The organism is Bradyrhizobium sp. Pha-3, assembly GCF_042258615.1.
Lineage (GTDB): Bacteria > Pseudomonadota > Alphaproteobacteria > Rhizobiales > Xanthobacteraceae > Bradyrhizobium.
Genome location: NZ_CP170152.1, coordinates 7,492,908 through 7,507,767, shown reverse-complemented (window position 1 = coordinate 7,507,767; position 14,860 = coordinate 7,492,908). Strand labels below are relative to the sequence as shown.

The following is a 14,860-nucleotide window of genomic DNA, read 5'->3' as shown; positions in this document are numbered from 1 at the left end:
ACTCGCATAAATCGCTCCGCGGTAGAGAGCGCATGGCGGCGGCCTGAAGAGGGAAGCGGCACAGAGTGCGCGGCAGCCGCATTAACGATCCTTCGCTGCGCGTCGCGCCGTCCGCCCCGTGGCCTCGCTGAACAGGTGTCAGGGGATGTTGATTATCGCAAAGCGTCGCCGTTCTTCCGGGTGCGTTTCAAAATCTGCCCCCACAAAAATCTCGACGGTCTCCTCACTGGCATGAACTTCGACGCGTAACGGCGCGTCGTCAAAATCCACTTCATATCGGCGACCATCTTTCCTCGGATAATCGCGTGCGCCATTTCTATGCTACCTCCGGCCCTGCTTCTTGAGCTTCTTCACTCGGTGCTTCTGATAATCGAGAACGGCCGCTGCAAGTAGCATCGAGCGTGGTACGCGCACATGTGTGAGGGAGACGACAAGCGAGCGAGACAAATGGCAGATGATGCCGATCGTCACTTGTCGTATGACAATTCCCAGAACGACGTGGTGCATCCGATCAGCATCGGCAACATTCTCGGCTTGCAGATACTCGATCAACGATGGTGCCAATTCGACGTCAAATGGCGCAGCTGCCTTTAGTGCGTCGAGCAACCGGGTGGTCTTCTCCGGATTGTCGAGCACAGCGTCGTCCATCCTTAACAGGCGAATCAGAGGGCCGACGATCAGCGATGATAGGTAATATGGCTCAACAGAGCCATTCCAGATCCGTCGCGCAACCCCCTTTTGCGACGTATCAGGGTATCAGGCGGGGAAGTGCATTTTGATGACGATTGGGCGTTCGCGCATTCTAACGACAGGAATACTCCCGTGACAAAGCAAACTTCGCCGCCGCGCCGGCGCCGAGTAGGCCCAAGGAATTTCATCCCGAGCCTCTCACAGATTCTGTACGTGAGCCTCTCGATTTATACGGCTCGTGCCACCGCATGAAGGCTGCCGCCTTCCGTTGATGATCGGGGTCCTCCCATTGCTGGTTGACCCGATCCAATGGCGATGACCTGCCCCCTTCGCTCCACGGGCATTACCCCGCTTTCTCGCCAATACGAGGCAGTCCCCCCTCTCCGGCGCGCGGTAGGCGACTCTTGGCCAGCTTCGGTGCCACCATCTGATCTTTCGATCTTTCTGCATTCCTGACGAAGTTGGTTTGTGACACGCTGGAGGCGCTGCTTGCAGCGCTTTCGTATCGCAAAGGAGCTTCCCATGACCGCTTCGACAACGGATGACTGAGTACATGCAGGTGCGGAATTGGTCGCCGCATACGCAGGCATCGTATCTCCAACACGTATCGCTGTTTGCACGCCACTTCCGTGTGTCGCCGGATACGCTGACCCCCGAGCACATTCGGTCCTATCAAATCTACCTCACGAACGAGAAAAGGTTGGCCCCCAAGTCAATACATATAGCTGTCGCGGCGCTTCGGTTCCTTTACCAGGTCACGCTCAAAAAAAGAATGGACCTTTGGAGAAGACATTCCGCTGCCCAAGAAGCCACTCTTCCGGTGAAGCAGAACAACGGCGATGTGGCCTGGCGGTGGCCGAACTACGCCGCCGCCCACCGGATGATTGAGAACCCCATCTACGGCGGCGCCTATGCCTATGGTAAGACTGCGATTGCGGTAGGCTATGGAGCCAACGGTGCCAGCGCGAAGATTCGCCGCAAAAGCACGCAGTGACTGGCTGGCACTGATGCCAAATGCCCATGAGGGCGTCAGTTGGGAGAAGGCCGAGGCGATCAGGACGATGGTCAGCAACAACATTCCCACCAGCCGTCATCATGGCGCCGCCAAACATGGCAATACGCTGCTGGGCGGCATGATCCGGTGCCGGCGCTGCGGGCGCAAGCTGACGCTTCGATATACCGGCGCAAAGCATGGCATCCCGCGTTATAGCTGGACCGTGCCTGGATGGACAATGGCGAGCCGCAATGCATCGCCTTCGGCGGCCTGCGCGTCGACGATTCCATCGAGGAAGCGCTTGTCGGCGTGGTGAGGCCCGGCGCCATCACAGCCGCGGTCGCCGTCGAGAGGCAAGCCGGTCAACGGCGCGATCAGGTACGCGACGCACTTCTGCGCGACCTTGAAGCAGCGCACTATGCGACCGATCGCGCCTTCCGTCAGTACGACGCTGCTGATCCCGCCAACAGGCTGATTGCTGGCGAACTGGAGGCTCGCTGGAACAAGGCGCTCGCGCGTGTAGCGGAGGTCGAGAGCAAGATCGCGACGCATGGCGCAGCCATGCCGATGCCAGCCATCGCTCCGACAGCGCTTGCCGCACTCGCGACGGACCTCAAGACCGTCTGGGCGGCTCCAACGACGGACGCGCCTGAAGAAGCGCATCGTGCGCACCCTCATCCAGGAGGTGGTCGCCGACATCGATCAGGAGGCCGGCGAGATCGTGTTGATTGTCCACTGGATCGGCGGCGTACATAGCCAGAACCGCTTGCCCTAGCGTCGGCGCGGCCAACGCAACAGCGCCTCAGCGGATGTGATCACGGCTGTCCGCCAGTTGGTGCTGATCGCCAATGACGATCTCATCGCCGGCAAATGGCCTTGTCACTGGTCACGGCAACCGCTGGACGCGGAAGGGCGTCACATCGCTGCGCTCGCATCACCGCATTCCAGTGTTCAAACCTGCTGATGACGGGATCAATCTCAGCAAGGCCGCGCGGCTTCTCAAGATCGCGCCCAAAACCTTCAGACTGGCGGCGGAGGCCGGCGAGATCGCCGCCATCCATCCCTTGTCCGAAGGCCCTTGGATCTTTGCCCGTGCCGAGCTCTCGGCATCAACCGCGCTAGTGTCCTGAGTCACAAGTTCGCAATCATAGATTCGCGGTAGCTTCGCGTTGCTGCGCCGAGGATTGAGGCAAACAGCGACGGAGTCTGTGATGGTGGTCCAGCGACTTGCTCCCCTGATATCGATGATGAGCGTGCCGAACTGATGTCGCTGACGATGCGGCGGAAGACGGCGCAGGCGCTGGCTCTGAGAGCCGGGATCGTGCTGACTTGTGCGGAAGGTAGTCAGAACACGGAAGTGGCGGCCGAACTGGCGCTGGGCCGGCAGACCGTAGGCAAGTGGCGGCGGCGTTTCATGGAGCAGCGTGTGGCCGGGCTGCACGACGAGCCGCGCTCCGGCGCGCCGCGCACGATTGACGATGCCCGTATCGAAGCCGTGATCGTGAGGACGTTGGAGAGTTGCCCTGAGAACGCCACTCATTGGAGCTCCCGCGACATGGCGAAGACCAGCGGCCTATCGGTATCGACGGTACAACGCATCTGGCGGGCTTTCGGGCTCCAGCCGCACCGGATGGAGAGCTTCAAGCTCTCGACCGATCCGAACTTCGTGGCCAAGGTGCGCGATGTCGTGGGCCTCTACGTCTCACCACCGGAGCACGCCATCGTTCTGTGTGTGGATGAGAAGTCCCAAATCCAGGCGCTGGACCGCAGTCAGCCGATGCTGCCGATGCGTCCCGGGCAGGCGGCCCGAAGGAGCCATGATTACAAAAGGCATGGCACCACATCGCTGTTTGCCGCCCTCGATATTGCGACCGGACGGGTCATTGGCAAGTGCTACGGGCGCCACCGCACCGCCGAGTTCCGCAAGTTCCTCGACGAGATCGAGGCTGCCGTACCGCGCGAACTCGACGTCCATCTCGTCATGGACAATTACGTCACGCACAAGACCCCAATGATCCGGAGGTGGTTGGCCAAAAGGCCGCGTTGGCACGTGCACCTGACCCCGACCAGTTCGTCATGGCTCAACCAGGTCGAGCGCTTCTTCGCGCTCCTCACCGATAAGAAGATCAGGCGTGGCGTCTATCGCAGCGTAGCCGCCCCCAGGGCCGACATCGCCTCGTTCATCGAACGACACAACGCCGATCCCAAACCGTTCCGATGGACCAAATCCGCCGATGACATCCTTGCGTCCATCGAGCGCTTCTGCCGTTACAATCTCCCGGCAAAACACGACCAGATGTTGCGAACTTCTGGTTCAGGACACTAGCAATCACAGAACGCGCGCCAAAATCCAAAAATATCCCATGGGATCGCATCCCGAGCAGCAAAATCTCTTTTCTTCAACCACATAGACAGATGGGTGTTGTGATGCAGGCTTGTAGAGGCCATCGAGATAGACAAAGATATCCCGTGTGGCTTCTGCCCGTGTTGCACAGTGCCTACGGTGGACGAGCTTCGTCTTGAGGGTGTGAAAGAAGCTCTCCATCGGAGCATTGTCATAGCAGTCGCCCTTGAGGCTCATCGACGCCTCGAGGCCGGCGGACTGCATCAGCTTGCGGTAATCCGCCGAGGCATATTGGGCGCCGCGATCGGAATAGTGAATCAGGCACTTGGCCGCTGCGCCGGACTTTGCCAGGCTTTACGAAAGAGTTCCCGTCTCCAGTTGTCTGACTGGACGTCACCAATTGCGCTGAACGCGTAGGAAGCCCGACCAGCGCGCTCTGGTTCTTGAGCTCATACACAGCAACCGGCTTGCCGACAGCCGCGACTGCCGGGGCCCTGATTGTGCCAGAGTACTTTTGATCGAGAAAAGTTGCGTCGAGCTCAGCCGAGAACGTCAGGTTTGTGACAGGTGACCAGCGCGTGATCGAACGTAACCGGTATGAGCCCTGCACCTGGGCATCGCGCGAATGAGCTGCGATACAGCCGAGTATGAACTGTTCTCCTATCGTCGGATCGAGGTGATCACGGGCAGCGTCGGCGACGGCACTGGACGGCGGAAGAGAAGGCCCGGATCGTGGCGGACAGCTTCGAGGAAGGGGCCAATATTCCCGAGGTCGCTCGGCGACATGGCGTTGTCCGTGGGCTGCTGACGGTGTGGCGGCGCAAGAGCTTTCAGGCGCCAGGCTTCGTGCCGGTCCGGATCGCTTCCGAGAGCGGTCCGGCGACGGCAGACGAGCCGGACCGGTTAGCGTCCGCGCATAAGGTGCTGCCGCAGATGGCATCGCCCCAGGCAAGCGTGGCGGGATGATCGAGATTGAGGTGGGCCGGGCACGCATCCGGGGCGAGCCCGAAGTGGAGCTGGCGATGCTTTCGACAGTGCTATCGGCGTTTCGGGGCATCCGTTGATTGCATTACGGTCTGACCTCAAAGTGGTGCTGGCCGCACAGCCGGTCGACTTTCGCAAGTCGGTGCACACGCTATCGGTGCTGGTGAGCGAAGCGCTGCGTGCGAACCCGTATTGCGGCGACGTCTTCCTGTTCCGCAGCAAGCGCATGGACCGAGTGAAGCTTCTGGCGTGGGACGGCAGCGGCATGGTGCTGGTGACGAAGTGGCCGCACCAGGAGCGCTTCACCTGGCCGCCGATCCGCGATGGCGCGGTGCATCTCAGTGCGACGCAGCTCGCGATGCTGCTCGACGGACTTGAGTGGACGCGCGTCTCCCCCAAGCCTGTGAAGCAGCCGGCCGTTGTCGGCTGAGAGGTGAGGATTTCGCTGGAGCCTGCGGCGCGCGGATGTATCGTTTGATCATGGCGATTCGCCCCGACGCTCTCCCGACCGATCCAGTAGCGCTAACCGAGATGGTGCTCGCGCTTGACGCCGAGAACGAGAAGCTGTGCGTGGCGAAGCAGACGCTCAAAGAGGATGATCTTCGGGAAGCGCTCAGAGCGGCTTGCGGTGATTGTCGCGGCCCAACTGGCGCTCAAGCTGGGCGATCTCGAGACCGACGCCACCAAGCTACCTGCGCCGACCAACGACTCTGCGCCCGCGACGAAGCCGTCCGACAAGCCGCGCAAGAAGGCGCGCCGCAACATCGGTGGGCTACCCAAGCACCTACCGCGTTGCGATCCAGGCTTCGCCGCGGCTGTTCTGCGACGAGACGCCCATGCCGGTGCCCGATCCCGGGCGACATCGCACCCGTATCTGCCAGTTCTGGGCGCATGCCATGGATGATCGCCCATGGGGCGGCCCATCGCCGCCGGCGGTCGCCTATGTGTTTGCCGATGGCCGCGGCACCGAGGAGATCGCCGGGCAATTGACCGGCTTCTCTGGCATTCTGCAGGTGGATGGCTGATGGCTATGCCGCCTACAAAGCGCTTGCCCGCGGTTATGGCGGCGCGATCCAGCTCGCTTTTTGTCTCGCCCATGCCCGACGCAAATTCGTCGAGGTGTACAAGACGATGCAGTCCCCGTTCGCTCATGAAGTGATCGAGCGCCTCGCCGCGATCGTGGCCGGGCCGGGGTCAATGAGTGCGCCCGACTGGATCTGTCCGCTACTCGCCATCGACGCCGACGCATTCAACCACGGCGGAACGCCGGAATTCGCTGCGATTTCGACCGTCGCGCTGCGCCACAACGACATCAGTAACGTTCTTTCCACCGCTCCACATCGGGTCGCGCCGATCCATCGCCGCAAGCCGAATGGCGACGTTGATGCGCGGCCGCGGTGCCAGGGATTCTATGCCGCCATGCGGCTGAGACTATCGGCCTGGGCCTCGCTGCTCGACATCCGCAACATAAATCACGACTTGCTCCTGCCTATCATGCTGCATTGCGTCGACAATCAAGGCATCCACTGCTTGGACCGCCAAGGCGAGGCCGCGAGACCGAGGAATTCCTGCGCAACGCCCATATCGACATTCCGGACGTCGTCGAGGCCATACGCCAGTACTGGATGCCGACCCGCTACGCTCGCGCGCGCTGATCACTGCAGACGTGGGAGCTCATACCGGTTACGATCCGATCGAGCGCCCGCCCGACGCTACGAGACCAACCGCTCGCCGCTCGTAGTAGTCCATAGACGACCGACGTTGACGTCCTTCCATCCGCCACCTCCTGGCTCTTCGAGCCTACTACAGATGTCCATCAATTCGGAGGAGGTTCATCGCCCATCACAAACGTCAAGACAAACGTCAAGATAAGAAGGGAGCGGAACGACGCTTACCCCAGTTCGCGAACGCGGAAGAGTTCTTCAACGGCCTTCTAGTCTAACTAGACCTGCGTTTTGTCGCATCCGCAACAATACATCACGACATTTTAGGTTACAAACACACGTTAGTTAGAGCACGACAGTGCGCTGCCGTTGCCAAGATGAACTATTTCCTTGGGTGCCGCGCGGCAATCATGATGGAAGTGGAGCATCAACTAGGATTGTCCCGCTCTTCGCACCGAGATTGCCGCGCTATAGAACGGCTTGAAGTCCGGCTCTCACGACTGGCACGGTCCTTGCTGGCCACTTGGTAACGCAATGGAGAATACCGTCATGAGTGAAGCGGCTTTGATCTATGATGTCATTCCGCGTGCTGGCATCATTAAACGTGCAGCGCGCATCGGCGCTGAAATCCGGAATGTAAGGCTGTCGGGCGATTTGCCGGACCAGACGATCGCTGCGATTAACAGCGTGCTGCTCGAATACAAGGTGATCTTCTTCCGCGAGCAAGGGCATCTCGATGATGCCGAGCAGGAGCGCTTTGCTCTTCGTTTCGGAAAGCTTGTGCCGCATCCGACTCGCGACGTCAGCAATGGAACGGTGTCGATCCTTGACCTTGATTCCGTCCGCCCTGCTACCCGGGCCGACATGTGGCACGCCGATATGACGTTCGTCGACGCTTATCCAAAGATTTCGGTGCTGCGGGCTATAGTGATCCCACCATTCGGCGGGGATACGGTGTGGTCAAACACCGCGGCCGCCTATCTCGATCTGCCGTCGCCTCTGCAGCGGCTTGCCGACAAGCTCTGGGCCGTTCACAGCAACGCCTTCGACTACGCCCTAATAGCCCACGGCAGCGAGGCCGACAAAAAGCATTTTGACGAGGTCTACACCAGAACGATCTATGAGACGGAGCATCCCTTGGTGCGTGTTCACCCCGAGACCGGCGAACGAACGTTGGTGCTCGGCGATGCGGTGCTGCGTTTTATTGAAATCCCGAAATATGACGGCCAAAGGCTGTTCGATCTTTTCCAGTCGCATATCACTGCGCCCGAAAACACCGTGCGCTGGAACTGGAAGGAGGGCGATGTCGCGATCTGGGACAATCGCGCCACGCAACATTATGCAGTCAATGATTACGGTGACCAGCGTCGCGTCGTTCGTCGAGCCACCATTGATGGTGACGTGCCCGTCAGCGTCGACGGCCGCTGCAGCGTAACACGCATTAAGGTTACCAAGCAGTCCGATATGAGCTTGCAATCAGCGGGTCCTAGTCTAGGTTCGTGCGCGTGATGCACTCACCATACGAATCAATACATTAGCAAGAGAAGCCGCTTGATAAGGGCGAACTAAGACGGTTTTTCAGACGGTGTTTTCCCGCCAGTCTTCAACCAACTGCTCTCAAAATATTGTGGCGGCTTCACGTCCTGATGGACCCGTTGCCTCCGCGTAGGGGGCCCTCCACGTTACAGCCGCGGGTTAATAGCGGAAGCTCTCGCACTAGCGGGTACACGGTAGGGGGCTTACGACAGATCGAAGGGACGCTGGGGTGCGGCCCCCCCGAGCGGCTCGAAATGATCTTTGGGACAAGTACGGGTACGATCATCGCATTGCTCTTGGGATCGGGAAGAACGTCATTGAAATAAGCGCATTCTACGAGATTATGATGCAGAAGAAGCGTCAAGGAGTCGGAAGCCTGGCAGCGCTCGGCAGGATGGTGCTCAGTGACCAGAAGTTCGAGGCCATGCGTGACGTGGTGGCGACGCACTGGGTTATCGAGCGGCCGATAATCTTCAAGACGAGTATTGAACAAGCACACGGACGGACGTTACGCGGTATGTGCACTGGGCCAACGGCAATGACGCTTTGGATGCGAGCTGCATCATAAGCAGCCTGAAGTAGGAAAGGTCACCTGATGGCGCAGGGGCTCAATTAAGTGACGAACGAATTGACCGAGCGGAGCGAGCTGGTCCAGTTCGCAGTCGCGTCTGACCTTGCCCCCAAGTTATCCAGTCCTGAGTTCGCTCTGGCTGTTGGATTGGCCCGGTTGGGCGGTGGTAGCGACAGGAGCTGGCGCGGAGCCCTCGGCATAGCGCGGCGCCAAATCCCGGCGCGGATGGTAGGTGAAGACGAGCTCGGACGCCGTTCTCCATCCCCGAGCTGGGAGTGGGCGTACGTCGTTGTAATCGACCCGCCAGCATCCGAGCGCGACGCGGGCCTGGGCCAGCGACGTGAACAGCGTCTCGTTCAACAATTCATCGCGCAGCCGGCCGTTGAAGCTCTCGATAAAGGCATTCTGCATGGGCTTGCCCGACGCAAAGCGACGCGGCTCCTCAGGAGTAACCGGCACGAGCTCCCACGTCTGCGGAGATCAGCGAGTGCGTGGTAGCGGATCGGCATCCAATATTGGCGCATGGCTTCGACGACCGCTGGAATATCGGCGTAGGCGTTACGCAGAAACTCGGCGGTCTCGCGGCCGCTTCGGGGGGATCCGAGCACCGGCTGCCCCTGATCGTCGCGACAGTGCAACAGAATGGGCAGAAGCAAGCCGTGATTGACATTGCTGGTGTCCAGCATCGGCGCCCACGCCGACAGTCTGAGCCGCATCGCAGCATAGAAACCCTGGCACCAGGGATGCGCATCGATGTTGCCGCTGGGGTCGCGCCGGTGCATCGGCTCGAACCGATCGGGGGCAGTCGAGAGGGTGTTGCTGATGTCGTTGTGGCGCAGCGCGACGGCGGAGATCGCGGCGAACTCCGGCGTGCCGCCATGGTTGAAAGCGTCGGCATCGATCGCGAGCAGCGGGCAGATCCAATCGAGCGGGCTCATCGACACCGGTCCGGCCACGATCGCGGCGGTATAGCCGTCGAGCATGGGAATGCTGGTGGCGGCAGGATGGCGATCGACGCGATCGTGGAGCCATCGCTCGAGCTCCGCAAGCGACATCGCGGCTGACGCCATCGACGATGCTGCCTTATGGCGACGTGGGCTCATGCCGCTGCCTGCGGTGTGTGCCGGCGCGCCGCCTTCCAGTTCCAGGCGAGCAGCTCGTGCAGCTGATGGCTCTTGGTTCGCCCAGACACGGCGCTCCAGCACATCGGTCAGGTAGGCCTGCGGGTCGAGCTCATGGAGTTTTGCCGTGTTCACGAGCGACGCCAGGATCGCCCAGCTCTCGGCGCCGCCTTCGCTGCCGCTGAACAATGAGTTGCGTCTTCCCATCGCAATCGGGCGCATGGAACGCTCGACTGTGTTGCTGTCAACTTCGACACGGCCGTCGCGGAGAAACAGCGTCAACCCGTCCCAGTGATTGAGTGCGTAGTTGATGGCCTCCGCCAGCTTCGATTGGGAGAAGAGCTGGCCGACCATTGCGGTCAGGCGCGTCCTGAGCGCCTCCATCAATGGAGCGGACCTGGTGCCGCGGGTGGCCAGCCGCTGCTCGGCACTGCTGCCACGGATCTCTGCTTCGATGGCATAGACCGCCTGCAGGCGCTCGATCACTTCGCGCGCGAACGGCGACTGGGTCGTCTTATACACCTCGACGAATTTGCGGCGGGCGTGGGCGAGACAAAAGGCGAGTTGGATCGCGCCGCCATGATCGCGGGCGAGCGCTTTGTAGGCGGCATAACCGTCGACCTGCAGAATGCCGGAAAAGCCCATCAACTGTCTGGCGATCTCCGCCGTGCCGCGGCCGTCGGCGAACACGTAGGCCACCGCCGGCGGCGAGGGACCGCCCCATGGCCGGTCATCCATGGCATGCGCCCAGAACTGGCAGATGCGCGGGCGATGTCGTCCGGGATCGAGCACCGGCATCGGCGTCTCGTCGCAGAACAGGCGCGGCGCGGTCTGGATCGTGCGCAGCTGAAGCGCATAGAGGCTCCTGAGCCACCAGGCCGCACGCTTCACCCAGCCGGCAAGCGTCGCCCGGTCGAGATGGACACCCTGGCCGGCCAGAATTTGCACCTGTCGGTACAGCGGCAGATACCAGGCGAACTTCGAGACTACCACGTGGCTCACGAGTGCGGTCGAAGCCATGCCGCTCTCGATCAGGCGCGGCAGCACCTTCGCCTGGATCACACCATCGGTGCAGCGGCGGCAGCCGTACTTGGGACGGACCGTCCGCAGCACCCGCAGGATCGCCGGGATGATGTCCAGCACCTCGCTGACGTCCTCGCCGATCTTGTGAAGCTGGCCCTGGCAACACGGGCATGCGGTCGCCTCCGGCTCCAGCACATGCTCACAGCGCGGCAGGTGCTTTGGAAGCGCGCCGATGTTGCGGCGCGCCTTCTTCCGCAGTGGCTTGCCGGGCGGCTTTGCCGCAGCTGCATCGTCGTTGGCAGCTGCAGGCGGCGTGACGTCGGTCTCAAGATCGCCAAGCTCAAGCGCGAGCTGCTCGGCCACGAGCGCGGCAAGCCGCTCCGAGCGCTTCCCGAAGATCATGTCCTTGAACGTTTGCATTGCTACGCGCAGCGTCTCGTTCTCAGCGTCAAGCGCGAGCACCATCTCGGTCAGAGCTGCCGGATCGGTCGGGAGAGTGTCGGGGCGAATCGCCATGACCAGACGATACATCCGTGCGACCCATGCTCCAGTGAAATCCTCACTTCTCAGCCGACAATGGCCGGCTGCTTCACAGGCTTGGGCGACACACGCGTCCACTCGAGCCCGTCGAGCGAGGGGATTGAGGAATGTCCCCGATAATGAGTCTGACGAATCATTTCCGGAGGTGGCCGAGGTTAGGGACCCCCACCATCCTTTGTGGGGCCGCTCATATCGAGTGATCAGGAAGATCGGCCAGAGAGGTCGAGGCAATCCCGCTTCGTATGAAGTTGAGTATCGCGCAGGAAGCAGTCTTCTGATTCAAGCAACTGCAATCGAATATTATGGAGAAGAAGCAAATCAGATTAAGCTGAGTATGGAGGCTCTACTCGAGCTTTTATCGACAGCGGATTGCCCCGACGCACATGAGCATGGATCCAGCCGATCTTTGGTCGACGCTGACGCCCGCGCTCCGACGCCAGATCGTCGAAGACGTCGCCGCGACTTTGGCGGAGATCTCTCATGAAGTCCGAGTTGATCACACCAAGCCACTTGGCGCGCAAAGCCGTAGTCTACATCCGGCAGTCGACGCCCCACCAGGTCGTGAGCAATCAGGAGAGCCTGCGCCTTCAATACGCGCTTCGCCAGCGCGCCCGCGAACTCGGATGGCGTGAGGCGGCCATCGACGTGATTGATGCCGATCTCGGGTTGAGTGGCGCGTCTATAGCACAGCGTAACGGCTTCAAGGAACTCGTTGGCCGTGTTGGCCTGAGTGAAGTGGGACTCATCCTGTCGATCGACGTGACCCGCTTGGCGCGCAATTGTACCGACTGGTATCCGCTCCTGGATATCTGTGGTCTACGTGGCTGCCTGATCGCCGACCGCGATGGTGTCTATGATCCGGGCACTCCGAACGGACGGTTGCTTCTCGGGCTGAAGGGTTCGATCTCCGAGCTTGAACTACATACGATCCGCAGCCGGCTGACCGGCGGCCTGCTGGCTAAAGCCGAACGCGGCGAACTTGCGGTTATGCTGCCAATCGGACTGATGCGGGACCCGAGCGGCGTGGTCGTTAAGGATCCCGACATGGCCGTGCAAGGGCGGCTCGGTCTCGTCTTCCAGTTGTTCCTGCAGCTGCGCAGCGTTGCCAAGGTCATGCGAGCGTTGAACGAGCGTGACCTGGAACTGCCGCGTCGTGATCGGTATGGCGATTTGTGCTGGACGCGCGCGACGCTGGCTGCTGTCGCGGCGATCTTGAAGAACCCCGCATACGCAGGCGCCTTTGTCTATGGACGAACTCGCTTCCATCCGCCGAAGCGGGAGGGCGCCCTGCCACAGAAGGCTCCGCGGCCAATGGAGGAGTGGCGGATCGTCGTTAAAGATCGATATCCAGCCTATATCGACTGGCCAATCTATGAAAAAATCCGATCGGTCATCAGAGATAACCGAGCCGAATACATGCGGATCAAAACCCGAGGCGCGCCTCGCAATGGCGAACTCCTGCTCCACGGCATTGCCTGGTGCGCACGATGCGGTCATAAGATGTACGTCCGCTACAAGGGCGGCGGCGAGTATGTATGCAATCACCTGCGTACCCAGGAAAGTCAGCCAACCTGCCAACACATCCGCGCCGCCCATATCGATGCAGCCGTTGGCGATGCATTCCTAACCGCACTAGCGCCAGCTGAACTCGATGCCTTGTCGCGCTCACGCCGGGTGCAGCAGCAGATGAACAATACGTTACGCTCCAGTGCAGAACGAGAGCTCGAGCGCAAGCGGTACACGGCGGCGCTCGCCGAACGGCAGTTCAACCGAGCTGATCCAGATAATCGGTTGGTCGCCTCGGAACTCGAGCGCCGATGGGAAGTGGCGCTAAACGACGTGCGCACCGCCGAAGAGGCGCTTGCCCGACAGACGTCGCCCAAAGCCATCACACAAGTGTCCATAAGCAAGGAGCTCAACGACAAGGTCATCAGCCTCACCGGCCGCCTCCCGCAGATATGGGGTGACGAGACTATCTCGGATGCGCATCGCAAGGCGTTGTTGCGATGTCTCATCGAAAAGGTCGTTCTCGACCGCGGTGATCGCGACTTGGCCCTGGCTAGGATCGTCTGGCGGGGAGGCGCCGTGACGGAGCTCGAAGTGAAGATGAGCGTCAACTCCGTCACCAGATTGACGCGAGGCACAGAGATGCGGGAACGCCTGCTGACACTCGCTCGCGACGGCGTCCCAGACGACGAGATCGCCGCAATCCTTACCCAAGAAGGCCACCGCTCTCCCCGTTGCGTCGATAAGGTGCTGCCTATCACCGTTGGGCGGCTCCGTCGTGCTGCTGCCATCAAGGTAGCTGCCCAGCGCAGCCGATGGGAGCATGACAACGCACTCCTCAGCCCGCCCGAACTGGCCCGACGGCTCGAGATTCCAGTGAACTGGCTCTATGTACAGATCCGAACTAAGCGTTTGCTGATTGATCGCCAGCCCAGCGGCGCCTATCTCTTCCCGAATAAACCATCCGTTCTTGACGCTATCGGAGACCTTCGAAACCACGTCATTACGCAACTTGATCTAAGAATCTGTCAGCCTGACAAGGAGGGGCATCAACATGGGTGATCGAGTAGCATCGCAAGCTGCGTCGCACCGAGATGCACAACGCCGTCGCGGATCGGTGGCCAGGTGAAACGCCCCTGGTGCAACCACTTCGTTACCAACACCATGCCGCTGCCGTCCCACGCCAGAAGCTTCACTCTGTCCATGCGCTTGCTGCGGAACACGAAGACGTCGCCGCAATATGGGTTCGTGCGCAGTGCTTCGCTCACCAGCGCCGACAGCGTATGCACCGACTTACGAAAGTCGACCGGCTGGGCCGCCAGCACCACCTTGAGGTCTGACCGTAGCGCAATCACCGGATCCCTCGAAGCGCCGATAGCACCACCGAAAGCGTCGCCAGCTCCACCCCCGGCTCGACCCGGATGCGCGCCCCGTTCACCTCGATCTCGACCACTCCACAGACCTTGGCCGGCGGTGCGGCAATCTCCACGGGCTTCGTCTGTACCGGCGAAATACACTCGGAACCGCCAGCCCTCCCGCCATCGCTCTCGGCGCCAATTTGGATAGGCACGAAGTTCTGGGCTTTGCCGGCCACCGCCGCCGCTACCTGGCGTCGCCACACCGTGAGCAGTCCGCGGGAGACACCATTGCGTCGCGCCACCTCGGAGATGTTCGTCCCCTCCTCAAAGCTCTCCGCCGCGATCCGGGCCTTCTCCTCGCTCGTCCACCGTCGCCGCCGCCGCTCCCCAGTGATCACCTCAACGCGGCGATAAGAGTCACCTTCCTGCCTGGCATCAAGCATGGCATTTGCCATCGCTTCACCTCCACCCATCAGCTCATCCCAGGCTGTATCCCAAGCGAACCGCGCCATGACGAGGTGGAGGCCTC

The 14,860-nt window shown here is 61.1% G+C and carries 14 protein-coding genes and 6 pseudogenes; 10 read left to right on the top strand and 10 right to left on the bottom strand.

Features of this window, described 5'->3' with window-relative positions; genetic code table 11:
- Positions 1-138: 138 nt before the first annotated feature.
- Positions 139-270 carry a hypothetical protein gene (locus ACE10Z_RS35150; protein WP_375784860.1) on the bottom strand — a complete coding sequence of 44 codons (132 nt, stop codon included), beginning with the start codon at positions 268-270 and terminating at the stop codon, positions 139-141.
- A gap of 51 nt (positions 271-321) precedes the next feature.
- Entirely contained in the window at positions 322-636 is a 315-nt protein-coding gene (locus ACE10Z_RS35145; protein WP_375784859.1) for a hypothetical protein, read from the bottom strand.
- A gap of 595 nt (positions 637-1,231) precedes the next feature.
- Here ACE10Z_RS35145 and ACE10Z_RS35140 point away from each other — a divergent pair.
- A pseudogene (locus tag ACE10Z_RS35140) lies at positions 1,232-1,502 on the top strand (site-specific integrase); the annotation flags it as partial.
- Between the two features lie 8 nt (positions 1,503-1,510).
- Complete coding sequence (locus tag ACE10Z_RS35135) at positions 1,511-1,684, top strand: hypothetical protein (RefSeq protein ID WP_375784858.1); 174 nt, start codon at positions 1,511-1,513, stop codon at positions 1,682-1,684.
- Between the two features lie 210 nt (positions 1,685-1,894).
- On the opposite strand, the gene ACE10Z_RS35130 is transcribed toward ACE10Z_RS35135, so the two are convergent.
- Positions 1,895-2,236, bottom strand: coding sequence for a hypothetical protein (locus tag ACE10Z_RS35130; protein ID WP_375784857.1), 342 nt, complete (start codon positions 2,234-2,236; stop codon positions 1,895-1,897).
- Between the two features lie 296 nt (positions 2,237-2,532).
- On the opposite strand from ACE10Z_RS35130, the gene ACE10Z_RS35125 reads away from it, so the two are divergent.
- A complete protein-coding gene (locus ACE10Z_RS35125; protein ID WP_375784856.1) occupies positions 2,533-2,814 on the top strand; it encodes a hypothetical protein in 282 nt (93 codons plus the stop codon).
- 134 nt (positions 2,815-2,948) lie between these two features.
- Positions 2,949-4,010: an IS630 family transposase gene (locus ACE10Z_RS35120; RefSeq protein ID WP_375784855.1), complete on the top strand. Its 1,062-nt coding sequence runs from the start codon at positions 2,949-2,951 to the stop codon at positions 4,008-4,010.
- A gap of 3 nt (positions 4,011-4,013) precedes the next feature.
- Here the strand turns inward: ACE10Z_RS35120 and ACE10Z_RS35115 are convergent, their stop codons facing one another.
- Complete coding sequence (locus tag ACE10Z_RS35115; RefSeq protein ID WP_375784854.1) at positions 4,014-4,265, bottom strand: IS3 family transposase; 252 nt, start codon at positions 4,263-4,265, stop codon at positions 4,014-4,016.
- A gap of 156 nt (positions 4,266-4,421) precedes the next feature.
- Positions 4,422-4,611, bottom strand: a pseudogene (locus ACE10Z_RS35110) (porin); the annotation flags it as partial.
- A 149-nt stretch (positions 4,612-4,760) separates the two neighbouring features.
- On the opposite strand from ACE10Z_RS35110, the gene ACE10Z_RS35105 reads away from it, so the two are divergent.
- The 5 genes and pseudogenes from ACE10Z_RS35105 to ACE10Z_RS35085 all read left to right on the top strand — a co-directional run bounded on the left by ACE10Z_RS35105 (position 4,761) and on the right by ACE10Z_RS35085 (position 8,185).
- The gene (locus ACE10Z_RS35105; RefSeq protein WP_375784853.1) at positions 4,761-4,994 is read left to right on the top strand and encodes a transposase; all 234 of its coding nucleotides are present in this window, start codon (positions 4,761-4,763) and stop codon (positions 4,992-4,994) included.
- A gap of 94 nt (positions 4,995-5,088) precedes the next feature.
- Positions 5,089-5,442, top strand: a complete 354-nt coding sequence (gene tnpB / locus ACE10Z_RS35100) for an IS66 family insertion sequence element accessory protein TnpB (protein ID WP_375784852.1) — start codon at positions 5,089-5,091, stop codon at positions 5,440-5,442.
- A 165-nt stretch (positions 5,443-5,607) separates the two neighbouring features.
- Positions 5,608-5,916, top strand: coding sequence for a transposase (locus ACE10Z_RS35095; RefSeq protein WP_375784851.1), 309 nt, complete (start codon positions 5,608-5,610; stop codon positions 5,914-5,916).
- A pseudogene (locus tag ACE10Z_RS35090) lies at positions 5,810-6,197 on the top strand (transposase); the annotation flags it as partial. The gene ACE10Z_RS35095 and the pseudogene ACE10Z_RS35090, both read left to right, overlap by 107 nt.
- 1,028 nt (positions 6,198-7,225) lie before the next feature.
- Positions 7,226-8,185: a TauD/TfdA dioxygenase family protein gene (locus ACE10Z_RS35085; RefSeq protein WP_375784850.1), complete on the top strand. Its 960-nt coding sequence runs from the start codon at positions 7,226-7,228 to the stop codon at positions 8,183-8,185.
- A gap of 712 nt (positions 8,186-8,897) precedes the next feature.
- On the opposite strand, the pseudogene ACE10Z_RS35080 reads toward ACE10Z_RS35085, so the two are convergent.
- The 3 pseudogenes from ACE10Z_RS35080 to ACE10Z_RS35070 form a co-directional block, all read right to left on the bottom strand.
- A pseudogene (locus ACE10Z_RS35080) lies at positions 8,898-9,209 on the bottom strand (transposase); the annotation flags it as partial.
- Positions 9,140-9,772: pseudogene (locus ACE10Z_RS35075) on the bottom strand (YecA family protein); the annotation flags it as partial. The pseudogenes ACE10Z_RS35075 and ACE10Z_RS35080, both read right to left, overlap by 70 nt.
- 110 nt (positions 9,773-9,882) lie before the next feature.
- Positions 9,883-11,443 (bottom strand): annotated as a pseudogene (locus ACE10Z_RS35070) (IS66 family transposase).
- A gap of 504 nt (positions 11,444-11,947) precedes the next feature.
- Here ACE10Z_RS35070 and ACE10Z_RS35065 point away from each other — a divergent pair.
- A complete protein-coding gene (locus ACE10Z_RS35065; protein WP_375784849.1) occupies positions 11,948-14,035 on the top strand; it encodes a recombinase family protein in 2,088 nt (695 codons plus the stop codon).
- On the opposite strand, the gene tnpB (ACE10Z_RS35060) is transcribed toward ACE10Z_RS35065, so the two are convergent.
- Together tnpB (ACE10Z_RS35060) and ACE10Z_RS35055 are read right to left on the bottom strand one after the other, a co-directional pair.
- A complete protein-coding gene (gene tnpB / locus ACE10Z_RS35060) occupies positions 14,023-14,328 on the bottom strand; it encodes an IS66 family insertion sequence element accessory protein TnpB (protein WP_375784848.1) in 306 nt (101 codons plus the stop codon). The genes ACE10Z_RS35065 and tnpB (ACE10Z_RS35060) overlap by 13 nt on opposite strands.
- Complete coding sequence (locus ACE10Z_RS35055; RefSeq protein ID WP_375784847.1) at positions 14,325-14,786, bottom strand: transposase; 462 nt, start codon at positions 14,784-14,786, stop codon at positions 14,325-14,327. The genes tnpB (ACE10Z_RS35060) and ACE10Z_RS35055 overlap by 4 nt, the downstream gene beginning before the upstream one ends.
- Positions 14,787-14,860: the final 74 nt, after the last annotated feature.

Coding starts and splice junctions, on each gene's coding strand:
- ACE10Z_RS35130 (WP_375784857.1), bottom strand. CDS start 2,236: ATGCGTCGCGATCTTGCTCTCGACCTCCGCTACACGCGCGAGCGCCTT.
- ACE10Z_RS35125 (WP_375784856.1), top strand. CDS start 2,533: ATGACGATCTCATCGCCGGCAAATGGCCTTGTCACTGGTCACGGCAAC.
- ACE10Z_RS35120 (WP_375784855.1), top strand. CDS start 2,949: ATGTCGCTGACGATGCGGCGGAAGACGGCGCAGGCGCTGGCTCTGAGA.
- ACE10Z_RS35115 (WP_375784854.1), bottom strand. CDS start 4,265: ATGAGCCTCAAGGGCGACTGCTATGACAATGCTCCGATGGAGAGCTTC.
- ACE10Z_RS35095 (WP_375784851.1), top strand. CDS start 5,608: ATGATCTTCGGGAAGCGCTCAGAGCGGCTTGCGGTGATTGTCGCGGCC.
- ACE10Z_RS35085 (WP_375784850.1), top strand. CDS start 7,226: ATGAGTGAAGCGGCTTTGATCTATGATGTCATTCCGCGTGCTGGCATC.
- ACE10Z_RS35065 (WP_375784849.1), top strand. CDS start 11,948: ATGAAGTCCGAGTTGATCACACCAAGCCACTTGGCGCGCAAAGCCGTA.
- ACE10Z_RS35055 (WP_375784847.1), bottom strand. CDS start 14,786: ATGGCAAATGCCATGCTTGATGCCAGGCAGGAAGGTGACTCTTATCGC.